This is a genomic window from Nocardia sp. NPDC056611 (assembly GCF_042792755.1).
Lineage (GTDB): Bacteria > Actinomycetota > Actinomycetes > Mycobacteriales > Mycobacteriaceae > Nocardia.
This window is the reverse complement of sequence record NZ_JBHTVV010000004.1, coordinates 451,558-465,470: the sequence shown is the minus strand read 5'-3', so window position 1 is coordinate 465,470 and position 13,913 is coordinate 451,558. Positions and strand designations below refer to the sequence as shown.

The 13,913-nt window shown below is 67.1% G+C and carries 12 protein-coding genes; 7 read left to right on the top strand and 5 right to left on the bottom strand.

Annotation, left to right across the window (positions count from 1 at the left end):
- Nucleotides 1–33: 33 nt before the first annotated feature.
- The 5 genes from gyrB to dnaA all read right to left on the bottom strand — a co-directional run bounded on the left by gyrB (nt 34) and on the right by dnaA (nt 8,542).
- Nucleotides 34–2,076 (bottom strand): DNA topoisomerase (ATP-hydrolyzing) subunit B, encoded by a 2,043-nt coding sequence (gene gyrB, locus ACFRAQ_RS23500; protein ID WP_379102993.1) that lies wholly within the window; start codon nt 2,074–2,076, stop codon nt 34–36.
- A 422-nt stretch (nt 2,077–2,498) separates the two neighbouring features.
- The gene (locus tag ACFRAQ_RS23495) at nt 2,499–3,092 is read right to left on the bottom strand and encodes a DUF721 family protein (RefSeq protein ID WP_379102990.1); all 594 of its coding nucleotides are present in this window, start codon (nt 3,090–3,092) and stop codon (nt 2,499–2,501) included.
- A gap of 114 nt (nt 3,093–3,206) precedes the next feature.
- Nucleotides 3,207–4,379: a DNA replication/repair protein RecF gene (gene recF, locus ACFRAQ_RS23490; RefSeq protein WP_379102986.1), complete on the bottom strand. Its 1,173-nt coding sequence runs from the start codon at nt 4,377–4,379 to the stop codon at nt 3,207–3,209.
- 94 nt (nt 4,380–4,473) lie between these two features.
- Entirely contained in the window at nt 4,474–5,643 is a 1,170-nt protein-coding gene (gene dnaN / locus ACFRAQ_RS23485; RefSeq protein WP_357274908.1) for a DNA polymerase III subunit beta, read from the bottom strand.
- 781 nt (nt 5,644–6,424) lie between these two features.
- Nucleotides 6,425–8,542, bottom strand: coding sequence for a chromosomal replication initiator protein DnaA (dnaA, locus tag ACFRAQ_RS23480; RefSeq protein ID WP_379103750.1), 2,118 nt, complete (start codon nt 8,540–8,542; stop codon nt 6,425–6,427).
- Nucleotides 8,543–9,143: 601 nt separating this feature from the next.
- Here dnaA and rpmH point away from each other — a divergent pair.
- From rpmH to ACFRAQ_RS23445, 7 genes are all read left to right on the top strand, one after another.
- Nucleotides 9,144–9,287: a 50S ribosomal protein L34 gene (gene rpmH / locus ACFRAQ_RS23475; protein WP_033085250.1), complete on the top strand. Its 144-nt coding sequence runs from the start codon at nt 9,144–9,146 to the stop codon at nt 9,285–9,287.
- 87 nt (nt 9,288–9,374) lie between these two features.
- The gene (gene rnpA, locus ACFRAQ_RS23470) at nt 9,375–9,746 is read left to right on the top strand and encodes a ribonuclease P protein component (RefSeq protein WP_379102983.1); all 372 of its coding nucleotides are present in this window, start codon (nt 9,375–9,377) and stop codon (nt 9,744–9,746) included.
- Complete coding sequence (gene yidD, locus ACFRAQ_RS23465) at nt 9,743–10,084, top strand: membrane protein insertion efficiency factor YidD (RefSeq protein WP_357274901.1); 342 nt, start codon at nt 9,743–9,745, stop codon at nt 10,082–10,084. Before rnpA ends, yidD begins: the two co-directional genes overlap by 4 nt.
- 4 nt (nt 10,085–10,088) lie before the next feature.
- On the top strand, nt 10,089–11,168 hold the full coding sequence (yidC, locus tag ACFRAQ_RS23460) for a membrane protein insertase YidC (RefSeq protein WP_379103745.1): 1,080 nt from the start codon (nt 10,089–10,091) through the stop codon (nt 11,166–11,168).
- A 30-nt stretch (nt 11,169–11,198) separates the two neighbouring features.
- A complete protein-coding gene (locus ACFRAQ_RS23455) occupies nt 11,199–11,735 on the top strand; it encodes a protein jag (protein WP_379102980.1) in 537 nt (178 codons plus the stop codon).
- Nucleotides 11,736–11,818: 83 nt separating this feature from the next.
- Complete coding sequence (gene rsmG, locus ACFRAQ_RS23450) at nt 11,819–12,598, top strand: 16S rRNA (guanine(527)-N(7))-methyltransferase RsmG (RefSeq protein ID WP_379102977.1); 780 nt, start codon at nt 11,819–11,821, stop codon at nt 12,596–12,598.
- A gap of 310 nt (nt 12,599–12,908) precedes the next feature.
- Nucleotides 12,909–13,877, top strand: a complete 969-nt coding sequence (locus ACFRAQ_RS23445) for a ParA family protein (RefSeq protein ID WP_379102974.1) — start codon at nt 12,909–12,911, stop codon at nt 13,875–13,877.
- Nucleotides 13,878–13,913 lie beyond the last annotated feature (36 nt).

Below are 13,913 nucleotides of genomic sequence, written 5' to 3'. Positions count from 1 at the left end.
GCGGAGACCCGACAGGGCCTCCGCCGTCGCGAATTACACGTCGAGGAACCGGACGTCCTTGGCGTTCCGAGTGATGAAGCTGCGGCGAGCCTCCACGTCCTCACCCATCAGGATGGAGAACAGCTCATCGGCCGCGGCGGCATCATCGAGGGTGACCAGGCGCAGGACCCGCACGCTCGGATCCATGGTGGTCTCCCACAGCTCCTTCGGGTTCATCTCACCGAGACCCTTGTAGCGCTGGATGCCATCGTCCTTGTTGATCTTCTTGCCGGCCGCCAGGCCGCGCTCGAGCAGCCCGTCGCGCTCGCGGTCGGAGTAGGCGAACTCCGGCTCGGAACGCTGCCACTTCAGCTTGTACAGCGGCGGCATGGCCAGATACACGTGACCGTGCTCGACCAGCGGGCGCATGAAGCGGAACAGCAGGGTGAGCAGCAGGGTCGAGATGTGCTGGCCGTCCACGTCGGCGTCGGCCATCAGCACGATCTTGTGATAGCGCAGCTTGGCGATATCGAACTCGTCGTGGATGCCGGTGCCGAACGCGGTGATGATGGACTGCACTTCGGTGTTCTTCAGCACGCGGTCGATGCGCGCCTTCTCGACATTGATGATCTTGCCGCGCAGCGGCAGGATCGCCTGGTACATCGAGTCGCGGCCGGACTTGGCCGAGCCACCGGCGGAGTCGCCCTCCACGATGTAGATCTCGGACTTGCTCGGGTCCTTGGAACGGCAGTCGGCCAGCTTGCCCGGCAGGCCGCCCAGATCGGTGGCGGACTTGCGCCGCACCAGCTCGCGCGCCTTACGGGCGGCGACGCGGGCCTGCGCCGACGAAACCGCCTTCTGCACAATCGTCTTCGCGTCGGCCGGATTCGCCTCGAACCAGTGCGAGATGTGCTCGTTGCAGGTGCGCTGGACGAAGGACTTCACCTCGGTGTTGCCGAGCTTGGTCTTGGTCTGGCCCTCGAACTGCGGGTCGGCGATCTTCACGCTCACGATGGCGGCGAGACCCTCACGGATGTCGTCACCGGTGAGGTTGCCTTCCTTCTCCTTGAGGAGCTTCTTGTCCTTCGCGTACTTGTTCACCACCGTGGTGAGCGCCGCGCGGAAGCCCTCCTCGTGGGTACCGCCCTCATGGGTGTTGATGGTGTTGGCGAAGGTGTGGACGGACTCGGAGTAGCCCGAGTTCCACTGCATCGCGACCTCGACCTCGTGGCCGGTGCCCTTACCGGTGAACGCCACGATCGAGTTGTGGATCGGCGTCTTGGTCCGGTTGATGTGCTTGACGTAGTCCTCGAGCCCGCCCGGGTAGTGATAGGTGCGGGTCTTCACCTTCGGCTCGGCGGCCGGCGTGTTCTCGTCGACATGCTTGGGCGCCTCGGCGGTCTCGCTGACCACCTCGTCGGTGACATCACCCTCGGACACCCGCTGATCGGTCAGCGTGATGGTCAGGCCCTTGTTCAGGAACGCCATCTCCTGCAGACGGCGCGCGACCGTCTCGAAGCTGAAGGTGGTGGTCTCGAAGATGTCCGGGTCCGGCCAGAACTTGATGGTGGTACCGGTGCGCTTGGTCGGACTGCCCTGGACCAGCTTGCCCGGCTTGGAGTCCTTGTACTCCTGGGTCCAGTGGAACCCGTCGGTGTCCACATCGGCCTGCAGCCGGGTGGACAGCGCGTTCACCACCGAGATGCCGACGCCGTGCAGACCACCCGACACCGCATACGATTCGCCGTCGAACTTGCCGCCCGCGTGCAGCTGGGTCATGACCACCTCGATGGTGGGCACACCCTGAGCGTGCATCGCGACCGGGATACCGCGGCCGTCGTCGACGACCTCGACGCCGCCGTCGGCCAGCAGGGTGACATCGACCCGCGAGGCGTATCCGGCCATCGCCTCGTCGACCGAGTTGTCGACGACCTCCCAGATCAGGTGGTGCAGGCCGCGCTCACCGGTGGAACCGATGTACATACCGGGGCGCTTGCGAACCGCCTCGAGGCCCTCGAGGACGGTGATGGAGTCGGCACCGTACGACGTCGGCTTGCCTGACTTGGGCTGGGTCGAGCCGTCTGCGTTGGAGTCCATGGCAGCCACTGGTCGGTAGCTCTCCTTACTTGCTGATCCTCCCGGCACAGTGCGGTCGCACGCGTGAGGCCCACAGACACTGTCTGCCCGAGCTCCGGAACACTGTCTGCTCGAGAGTTACGGGGGCCCACGCGCGGGCGCTACGGAACGCGCCGGGAGGTATCGCCGCTAGTTACTCCCTCATCCTACTGGTACGACCGGCAGAGAACCCACCTATGACACCCCTGAGTGGGCCGTACGGTCATGAAATCGACCAGCGATATGACCCGTTATGGGTCTGGGCGGTTCCGGGAGCCTCAGCGGTCGATGCGCCAGCGGACACGCGGGCGTTTGCGCGAGGGTTCGTCGTGATCTCCGAACGTTCCACGTGAAACCAGCGCGCGGACGCCGGGATTCGCGGCCCGGACCCCGGTGACAGCGGCCTACCCGTAGGTGTCGCGGGGGCCGCGGCCCTTGATGTGCCGCTCGCCCTTGCGCCAGCTCGGCGCGGTCGGACCATTGATCTTCAGCTGTTTGACCACGCCGTTCCCGACCGCCGCCGCGATCTTCGCCAGGATCTGGGACTGGAACATGCGCAGCTGGGTGGCCCAGGCCGTGGACTCGGCCTGAATGCTCAACACGCCGTTCTCCAGCGAGATCGGCTGGGCATGGGAGGCGATGTCCTCCCCCACCACGCTCGCCCACCGGCCGAACACCGTGCCCTCGGCGACCTTGGCCGACCAGCCCCGGCCCTTCGCCAACTGCATGGCCAGGGACGCGAAGGTCTGCGGATCCCGATCGTCGGGGTGCGCGCCCGACCAGCTGCTGCGCCGCCGCAATGCCCGGATGCCGCCCTTGCGCGGCGCGGCCGGCGAGGCCCGCCCCTGCCCCACCGACTTCCCGGCCGCGCGGGCCGCGGCCCGCGCCTCCTCGAGCGCGCGCCGAGCCAGATCGACTCCACGCAACTCCGGTTCGGCGCCCGGTCCGGTCGCACCCCCGCGCGGGGTGTGGTCGTCGGTTTCCGGCGACTCGGCCATCCACAACTCCTTCCACACCTGGGAATCCGGATGATCACCCTCGGTTCGTCACGTGATTCTGCCGCATGCCACCGACCGCTCGGCGATTCCCACGGCCGACGCACTCGGGCAACCTCACTCCGCGATCCGGGAGGCCCGCCGATCCGCCTCCCCGGTCGTCTCCACGCGTTGCGGCGCGGCATCGAGTTCGGGCGGCACGTCCTCGGGCACCGCCGCGGTGATCAACACCTGCTCCGCGCCCGCGGCCACCCGAGACAGCGCGCTCCGACGGCGGCGATCCAGTTCGGCGAAGACGTCATCGAGGATCAGCACCGGATCGGTTCCGGCGGACCGCAACAACTCGAACGCCCCGAGCCGCAGAGCCAAGGCGAAGGACCAGGACTCGCCGTGACTGGCGAAACCCTTGGCCGGCGCGGACCCCAGCATCAGATCCAGTTCGTCACGGTGCGGACCGACCAGGCACACCCCGCGCGCCAGCTCCTTGGGACGCGCGGCGGCCAACTCCCGCAACAGGATCGCCTCGAGCGCCTCCTCGTCATCGTCCTGTGGAGAACGCGCGGAATCCAGCAATTCCGGCGGCAGACTCGCACTGCGATAGCCGATCGACGCCGGCCGGGACTCGGGCGCGATATCTGAATAAGCCTGTGCAAGATGTGGATAAAGGTCGTGGACGAGTCGCAGCCGATGCGCGAGCAGCACCGCGCCGTGCGCCGCCAGATGCCCGTCCCACACATCGAGGGTGCTCATCTCCGCGCCCCGCGCCCCCGAACGGGCATTGCGCCCAGCCGTTTTCAACAGGGCCGACCGCTGCCGCAGCACCTTCTCGTAATCCGCGCGCACCCCGGCCAGGCGCGGCAGCCGGGCCGTGGCCAGCTCGTCCAGGAACCGCCGCCGCTCCCCCGGATCCCCGCGCACCAGCGACAGATCCTCGGGGGCGAACAACACCGTCTGCAGAATCCCCAGGATCTCCCGCGGCCGCCGCACCGGGGAACGATTGATCTGGGCGCGATTGGCCGTGCCCTGGTTCAACTCCATGTCCACCCGCAGCTCGCGGCCGGTGTTCACCACCGTCGCGCCGATCCGGGCCTTGTGCGCGCCGATCCGGATGAGCGGAGCATCGGCAGATACCCGATGTGAGCCGAGTGTGGACAAATATCCGATGGCCTCGATCAGGTTGGTCTTGCCATTCCCGTTGGACCCCAGGAAAACCGTTCCACCGGGCGAAAGTTCGAGTTCGGCGGCCTCCCAGGACCGGAAATCGCGCAGTGACAGCGCACGCACGTACATCCGGTCAGCCCACCGTCCCCGCGTTTTTCACAGGTTTGTCAACACTGTGCACAGGTGTGTCGTTCGCTCCGAAGCGATGGGTCGCCAAACCTGCTCAGCCCGGCAACCGCACTGGCATCAACAGGTAGATGTAGCTTCCGGCCAGCGCCGCGAAGGCGCCCGACTCCAGCTGCGCGGGCTCCTCCTCCGGCGCGGGCAGGAACACCGCCGGACGGCTGGGCGTGGTGAAGCCGAAGGTCACCCGGTCCGAATGCGCGGCGGAGAGGCCGTCGAGCAGGTAGCCGGGGTTGAAGGCGATGGTCAGCGGCTCACCGCGGAAATCGGCGACCAGCCACTCCTCGGCGCGACCGGCGTCATCGCCACCGGCGGAGAGCAGCAGACCCTCCTCGGAGAACTCCAGCCGCACCTGGGCGCCGCGCTCGGCCACCAGGGCCACACGCTTGATGGCCTCGGTCAGCGCGCTCACCGCGATGGTCGCGAGCGAGGTGTGCTCCTTGGGGAGCAACTGGCGGAACTTGGGGAATTCCGCGTCGAGCAGGCGGGTGGTGGTGCGGCGGCCGCCGTTCACGATGCCCAGCAGGCCGTCGGTGCCGGTGCCGAACGCCAGCTGCACCGGCTGATCGGAGGCGCCGAGGGTCTTCGCGGACTCGGACAGGGTGCGAGCCGGGACCAGGACCGCGGTCTCCACATCCGCACGGCCCGGCTGCCACTCCAATTCGCGCACAGCGAGCCGGAAACGGTCGGTGGCGGCCAGGACCACTTTCGGGCCCTCGATCTCCACACGGATGCCGGTGAGCATGGGGAGGGTGTCGTCACGGCCGGCGGCCACGGCCACCTGGGAGACGGCCTCGGAGAACAGATCCACGGCGAGCTCACCGGTCTGCGGCGGGAGCTCGGGAAGCTGGGGATAGTCCTCGACGGGCATGGTCGGCAGCGAGAACTTGGCACTGCCACAGGCGATCAGCACGCGAGTGCCGTCCACCGACACGTCCACCGGCTTGTTGGACAGCGCCTTGGTGATATCGGCCAGCAGGCGGCCCGACACCAGCACCTGGCCCGGACCGGCGACCTCGGCGGCCACCCGCATCTGCGCGGAGACCTCGTAATCGAAACCGGAGACCGTCAGGCCGTCCTCGTCAGCCACGAGGAGTACGCCACCGAGCACGGGCACCGGAGGCCGCGACGGCAGGCTGCGGGCCACCCAGGCTACGGATTCGGCGAAGTCCTCGCGAGCGACCCGAAACTTCATGCTTGCAAGCTCCATCGCCCGGTCTGTCCTCTCCACTGGGGGTCGTTCGGATCTCGAAACGGTAATCGGCAGTCTCGCACACGGGGCCGACACCAAACCGTACCTGCGCGAGACCGACCCGCCTACGCCGACCCACCGAGCCTTTGCCCCGACCCCACCGAGCCTTCGGCTGAAGACCGGTCCCTCTCCCTTCTCCTCCCTGCCTCCCGATCGGGTGTGGAGGAGCTGCCCATCGCACCGTGCCCTCCCAACCCGAGTTTCCACACACCCTGTTTTAGAAGAACCTTCTCTAGATGAAGAACTGAAGTAGTAGTAGGTCCTGTTAGTTCTGTGGACTTCGCCTGTTTCCGCAGGTCCGACCGGGCGGCGGCGTGGGGATGTCGTTGGGGTGGCTCGAGGATGAACAGCCGGTGCTTGTGGAGTCACCCGGGAACTCCCCAGCCATCCTCGAGTGATCCTCGAGTTGCTCCCCCGAATCGGGCCGGGATACCCACATGAGGATGGAACCGGGGACTACCCCGTGGATTCCTCGAGGACCTGACAGGGACTCCTCGAGGAATCCACAAGCCGAAAACCCCATCCGCGCAGCTCAGCCCTCGAGGATGAATTCACCTGTGGGATCTGTGGATCAACACCTGTGCATCGCTGTGAGTAGCGACCTGTGCGCAACCCCGTGGACAACAGTGGGATTCCTCGAGGACTCCACACCCTTTCCTCGAGGACTCCTCGAGGAATCCACAACCCCGGAAAGCACAGAACCCCACGTCAGACGACGTGGGGTCCTGTGGACTGTGGATCAGCGCGAACGCTGTTTAATTCGGGCTGTGAGTTCTTGAACCTGGTCGTACACACGGCGCCGCTCGGTCATCTCCTTGCGCACCTTCTTCTCCGCGTACATGACCGTGGTGTGGTCGCGTCCGAAGGCCTGGCCGATCTTGGGCAGGGAGAGGTCGGTGAGCTCACGGCACAGGTACATGGCGATCTGCCGGGCCTGCGCCAGCGGCCGCGCCTTACCCGGACCGGTCAGTTCTTCCAGCGTGGTGTTGAAGTACTCCGCGGTCACGGCCATGATCGTGGCCGCCGTGATCTCCAGCGTCGCGGTGTCGGGCATCAGATCCCGCAGCACCACCTCGGCCAGCGACAGATCCAGCGGCTGCCCGTTCAGCGACGCGAACGCGGTGACGCGGATCAGCGCGCCCTCCAGCTCCCGGATATTGCGCTCCACCCGGCTGGCGATCAGTTCGAGCACGTCGTGCGGCACGTCCAGGCGGTCCATGCGCGCCTTCTTGCGCAGGATCGCGATGCGGGTCTCCAGCTCCGGCGGCTGCACATCGGTGATCAGACCCCACTCGAACCGCGTCCGCAGCCGCTCCTCCAGCGTCGCCAGCTGCTTCGGCGGCCGGTCGGAGGACACCACGATCTGCTTGTTCGCGTTGTGCAGGGTGTTGAAGGTGTGGAAGAACTCCTCCTGGATGCCTTCCTTGCCCTCGATGAACTGGATGTCGTCCACCAGCAGGATGTCGGTCTCCCGGTAGCGGCGCTTGAACGCCACCTTCCGGTCGTCACGCAGCGAGTTGATGAAGTCGTTGGTGAATTCCTCGGTGGACACGTACTTCACCCGCATGCCCGGGAACAGCCGCTGCGCGTAGTGGCCCGCCGCGTGCAACAGGTGCGTCTTGCCCAAACCCGAAGCGCCCCAAACGAACAGCGGGTTGTAGGCGCGCGCCGGCGCCTCCGCGATGGCCACCGCCGCGGCGTGCGCGAAGCGATTGGACGCGCCGATGACGAAGGTGTCGAAGGTGTACTTCGCGTTCAGGCTGGCCGAGGACGGCGCGGGCGCGGGCTCCCGCTCGGGCGACCGGTTGAAGTAGGTCGGCCACGAATTGCGGACATTGACCACCGGCTCGTCGTCGTGCGGCTCGTCCACCGGACGGCGCGCGGCCGGCTCCTCGGAGTAGCGCGGCGCGGGCTCCTCGTAGCGGGCCGCCGGTTCGTCGGCATACCGCTGCGGGGCGGGCTCGTCCGCATAACGCTGCGGCGCGGGCTCGTCGGAATACCGTTGCTGCGCGGGCTCGTCCACGTAGCGCTGTGGGGACGGTTCGTCGGCGTAGCGCTGGGACGCGGGTTCGTCGGAATAGCGCTGGGACGCGGGCTCGTCGGCATAGCGCTGGGGAGACGGTTCGTCCGAGTAGCGCTGCGGCGTGGGTTCGTCGGCGTACCGCTGCGGGGCGGACCGGACCGGTTCGTCCTCGGGGTCCGGGGAGAACAGGGACTCCTGTCCCGGCGGCATGGGCGCGCCGCGATGGTTGTCCCGCCGCCGGTCGGGCCGCTGGCCCAGGGGCGCGACGGCCGGTTCACCGCCCGGCAACGGCCGCTCGGGCGCGGTCGGACGGTCGGCGGTGACGGGCGGCAACTCCTCGGCCATTGGCGGCTGCCCGTATTCCACAGGTGGATAAGCCTCGCGCTCGTCGTACTCGCCCGGGTAGTCCTGGGGAGGTAGGTAGCGCGGCGCGTACTCCGGCTGGGACTGGTACGAGGGCTGTGGACGCTCGGTCATCGGCGGTTCGGGCGCGTACGCCGGGGGCGTCGGTTCGGGCTCGCGGGGACGCTCCGGGCGGGAGGTCATGCGGGCGTGCCGGGGCGCGTTCGCGGACCGTCCGGCGGGGGGATTCTGCTGCGCGCGGATGCGCACGCCCAGACCCTCGACCTGGAGCCCGCGGCGGGCGAGCGAGCGCAGAATGAGCTCCCGCAAGTCGCGTTCGACCGTCACCTGCGCCATCGTGCCGGGCACCGAGAGCAGGGCGAACCCCTGCGCGAAGGTGATCGGTTCGATAGTGTTGAGCCACGCCTTGTGAGCCTTGCTGACCGGCTGGATCTCCCCATCCGCGGAGCCACTCGCCAATTCGGCGATCACCTCCGGCCAGACAGCCGTCAGCACATTCTGCTCGTCGTCCACGAACGTAGTCCTCCCCGGATGTAGGTCGATTGGAGCAGACGGTTGCGCTGCTCGGCTCCCCCAGTCACCGGGCGTCGGCGGGTACCGTCGGCCCTACGAATATGCCACTCCAGGGGTATTTCCACACAATTATCCACAGATGTGGACAACCTGGGGATACACGCGTCCGCGTGTCTGATTCCTCGGATCCGGCGCGTACCTGCGGCTTCACAGCTACCAGCTGGCAATACCGCTCGCGGGGCGGAGGATGAGGCCGTCCGCGGTCACCGGAAGGGACTGGGAAGGACCGTACACGACACCGGCGCTCCGACACGAACCGTCCCCGAACGCCACGCGGAACGATCGATCCAGTCCCGCGAAATCGGGCCTCGACCCCCGAGTTTGACCCTCGTCCAGGGGGTAAGTACCCTTCTACAGTCACCCTATGGTGCGGTGGCGGCTGTCTGCTGCCCGTGCCGACAAGGGTATTGCGCCGAGGGACTCCCGTCTGTCGAGAGCACCGTTTCACCGAACAGCTTCGGACGTCACCGGACGTCCACCACCTAGAGGAGTGTTGACCGTGGCCAAGGGCAAGCGGACGTTCCAGCCGAACAACCGTCGTCGGGCGCGCGTCCACGGCTTCCGTCTCCGGATGCGGACCCGTGCGGGTCGCGCCATCGTGTCGGCTCGTCGTGGCAAGGGCCGCGCCAAGCTGACCGCCTGATTCGGTAACCCCGGATGCGGCGTCGTATGAGCGACTCGCCGTCCGGTCTCCGGTCCCCCATCCGCCCGCACTCCGCTGGACGCTCAGGTGCTGCCTGAGCCCTACCGGCTGCACCGGCGCACCGACTTTTCCCGGACGGTGCGCCAGGGCCGGCGGATCGGGAGACGGGACCTCGTTGTGCACGTACTGCTACACGACGATCAAGCGAACGGATCGACCCCGGCTATCCGGGTGGGCGGTCCGCGTTTCGGCTTGATCGTCAGCAAGGCGGTGGGTCCGGCGGTGGTACGCCACCGGGTAGCCCGCCGCCTGCGTCATATCTGCGCAAGCCTGACGGCCGAATTGCCCGGCGGCGCAGATGTTGTCATTCGCGCCCTACCGGGTGCCGCCGACGCGCCCTCCGAAGAACTGCTGCGCCAGTTGCACAGCGGGCTGCGCAAACTCGGCCCCCTCGCATGAACGCGCCGCATTCTTCTGCGGGCGCGCTGCGCGCGGCTGCCGGATTACCGGCCAAAGCTCTGATATTCCTCATCGAGCTGTATCGGACCTATATCTCCCCCACCCGTATGCCGGTGTGCCGATTCACTCCCACGTGCAGTGAGTACGCGGTGACGGCGTTGCGCACCCGCGGACTGTTCGTCGGACTCGGACTGGCAGCCGTCCGTCTGGCGAAATGTGCGCCCTGGCACCCTGGTGGGTGGGACCCCGTTCCGGAGCGTAAGCACCGGCGCGCGGCATCAGCTTACGAAGGATCATCGCCCGCGGTGACCGGCGATACGAACGACGGGAGTGCATAGCGCCGTGCTCGACTTCATCTATTACCCGGTGTCGGCCATTTTGTGGTTCTGGCACCAGGCATTCGGGTATGTGCTGGGCAAGAACAGCGGATTCGCCTGGGCTCTGGCCGTGGTGTTCCTGGTGTTCACGTTGCGGCTGGTGCTCTACAAGCCGTTCGTGAAGCAGGTCCGCACCACCCGGCAGATGCAAGAGTTGCAGCCCCAGATCAAGGAGCTGCAGAAGAAGTACAAGAACGACCGTCAGCAGATGACGGTCGAGATGCAGAAGCTGCAGAAGGAACACGGCTTCAACCCGCTCATGGGCTGTCTGCCGGTGCTGCTGCAGGTTCCGGTGTTCCTGGGTCTGTTCCACGTGCTGCGGTCGTTCAACCGCACCGGCACCGGAATCGGGCAGCTGGGCATGTCGCCCTACGACAACGCCCACACCCCGAACTACATCTTCTCCGCGGCCGACGTCCAGTCCTTCCTGACCGCACGGCTCTTCGGCGCTCCCCTGTCGGCGTACATCACCGAGCCGGCGAAGGTCCTGGAGTCCTTCGCCGATTACGGCGGCGTGCCGAGCAAGCTGGTCATCGCGCTGGTCTCGATCCCGCTCATGGTGATCGCCGGTATCGCGACCCATATGAACGCCCGCGCCTCGGTGGCCCGGCAGTCGGCGGAGGCCGCGGCCAACCCGCAGGCCGCCATGATGAACAAGCTGGCGCTCTACGTGTTCCCGCTCGGCGTGCTCGTCGGTGGTCCGTTCCTGCCCGTCGCCATCCTGATCTACTGGGTCTCCAACAACATCTGGACCTACGGTCAGCAGCACCTCGTTTTCGGCAAGATCGAAAAAGAGGAAGAGGAGAAGAAGCAGGCCGCCCTCGAGCGGCGCGCCCAGAACGCCCCGAAGCCGGGCGCGAAGCCGGTCGACGTCCGCAAGAAGCAGTCCGGCACCAAGATCGAGGACGCCGTGACCGATGCCGAGGACGCGTCGCAGAATGGTGTGAACCCCGCGCCCGCCAAGCCGGCCGCCGGCGCCAAGCCCACCACCGGAAAGAAGCGGTCGGGCAACCGTGGCCGCGCCAACCAGAAGCGGCGTCGCTGAGACTTACAACTCCAGATGAAGGAAACAACCATGACTGTTGAAACCGACGGAGGGGATCCCACTGTGACGTCAGCGACGGCCGCACCGGGCGCCGCGAGCGACTCCGAGGAAGCGCTCATCGAAGAGGGCGAGATCGCCGGCGACTACCTCGAGCAGTTGCTGGATGTCCTCGACTTCGACGGCGATATCGACCTCGATGTCGAGGGCGACCGTGCCATCGTGAGCATCGACGGCGGCAAGGATCTGGCGAAGCTGGTCGGCCGCCGGGGCGAGGTGCTGGACGCGCTCCAGGAGCTGACCCGGCTGGCCGTGCAGCAGGCGACCGGCATCCGCAGTCGGCTCATGCTGGATGTGGCGGGCTGGCGGGCCGCGCGTCGTTCGGAGCTGAGCGCGCTCGGCGCCGAGGCCGGCAAGCGCGTGCTGGAAACCGGCGAGCGCGAGGCGCTCTCCCCCATGACTCCGTTCGAGCGCAAGATCGTGCACGACGCCGTGGCCGCGATCGACGGTGTCGTGAGCGAGAGTGAGGGTGTCGAGCCGAATCGTCACGTGGTGGTACTCCCCGCCTGACACGCGGATCGCAGCGGTAGGGCCCCCGGGTTTCGGAAACCCGGGGGCCCTACTCTTTTAGCTACAGTCGTCCCCCCGGAAGGATGTTTCACGTGGAACCAGACACCGAGATGACCGCTCCGGGTCCGGTCGATCCCCCGGCCGCCGCCGCGATCGTTTTCGGCGATCGGCTCGACAAGGCCCGGCAGTACTACACCGCGCTCGCGACCGCGGGTGTGGAGCGCGGACTGATCGGCCCCCGCGAGGTTCCCCGGCTCTGGGATCGCCACATCCTCAACTGCGCGGTGATCGGTGACCTCATCGCGCCCGGCGCGCGCGTGGTCGACATCGGCAGTGGCGCGGGGCTCCCCGGTATCCCGCTCGCCATCGCCCGGCCCGATCTCCGGATCACATTGGTGGAGCCGCTGCTTCGCCGGACCGTTTTCCTCGCCGAGTTCGCGGCCGAAGCGGGACTGGACAATATCGTCATCGTGCGCGGCCGCGCCGAGCAGGCGGGCGTGAAGAAGGAGGCGGGCGGCGCGGACATCGTCACCTCCCGTGCGGTCGCTCCCCTGGCGAAGCTCGCGGGGTGGTCCATGCCGCTGGTGCACGAGCACGGACGGATGTTGGCCCTCAAGGGAATCAGCGCCGCCGAGGAACTCGAGCGCGATCGCGACGAGCTCACCAAGGCGGGTGCGGGTCACGCCGAAGTTCTGGAATGCGGTGTGGGAGTACTCGAGACGCCCACCTTCGTCATCAGCGCGGAGCGGCTGGCCCGCGCCGAGCGTCGCGCGGAGCGCAAAGCAGGCAGTGCGGAACGCAAAGCGGCGAGTGCTGAGCGCAAAGCCGGGGGTCGTGGGACCCCGCCCTCGAAGCGTCACTGACGAAGCGATGTTTCCCGTGAAACATGCGCACCTTCGCGATCTTTGAGTCGCCTCGGGGTGTGTCGTGGTGCGAAGCTGTGCGTTCAACTTCCGTATTGTGTCCTCTACTGGCAAGCTAATGAACGTCGAGCGATGAACGACTTCCAGCCGATTCCAGCCAGCCCTCAGTGACAACGCAGTGACGCGGCTGCTGCTGCCAGGCGCGCGAATTTCAGCTCGGCCACGTGTCTTTGAGTTCTCGGGGTTAGGAGCCTGTATGTCCAACGGTCCGGCGAATGTTTCACGGGAAACAACGTCTCGGGTTCCCGGCATGCTCGATAGCGGTCCCTTCGATACGGACGAGTTCAGCCGCACCCCCTACGGCAACATCTCCGCCGACACCCCGATTGCCGCCGAGGCGCAGCGCGCCAGCCAGGTGCGGTCGGGAACCAATGCCCACATTCCGCGTCCCAAGGAACAGCGCGTCATCACCATCGCCAACCAGAAGGGCGGCGTGGGTAAGACCACCACGGCCGTGAATCTGGCTGCGGCGCTCGCCATCCAGGGCATGCGGGTCCTCGTCATCGACCTCGACCCGCAGGGCAACGCCAGCACCGCGCTCGGCGTCCCCCACCAGTCGGGCACCCCGTCCAGCTATGAACTCCTCATCGGCGAGTGCTCGGTCAGCGACGCCATCCAGCAGAGCCCGCACAATGAACGACTGCTCTGCATCCCCGCCACCATCGACCTCGCCGGCGCCGAGATCGAACTCGTCTCCATGGTCGCCCGCGAGGGTCGCCTCAAGGCCGCCATTCAGGAAGCGAACCTCGCCGGGTACGACATCGATTACGTGATGATCGACTGCCCGCCGTCGCTGGGTCTGCTCACGGTCAATGCCATGGTCGCCGCCAAGGAGGTGCTGATCCCCATCCAGTGCGAGTACTACGCACTCGAGGGCGTGGGTCAGCTGCTCCGCAATATCGGTCTGGTGCAAGCGCACCTGAATCCCGGACTGCATGTCTCCACCGTCGTGCTCACCATGTACGACGGCCGCACCAAGCTCGCCGATCAGGTGGCCGAGGAAGTCCGCTCGCACTTCGGTGACGCGGTGCTGCGCTCGGTCATCCCCCGCAGCGTCAAGGTGTCGGAGGCTCCCGGGTACGGCATGACCGTCCTCGATTACGATCCGGGCTCGCGGGGCGCGATGAGCTACCTCGACGCCGGTCGTGAGATCGCGTCGCGGAACTCGGCGCGCCAAGCCGCGCCGGTGCCCGTTTCGGACGCACAATCCGGTGTGTAGATAAATCTCGGCGGCGGTGACGGTGAACAATGGAAG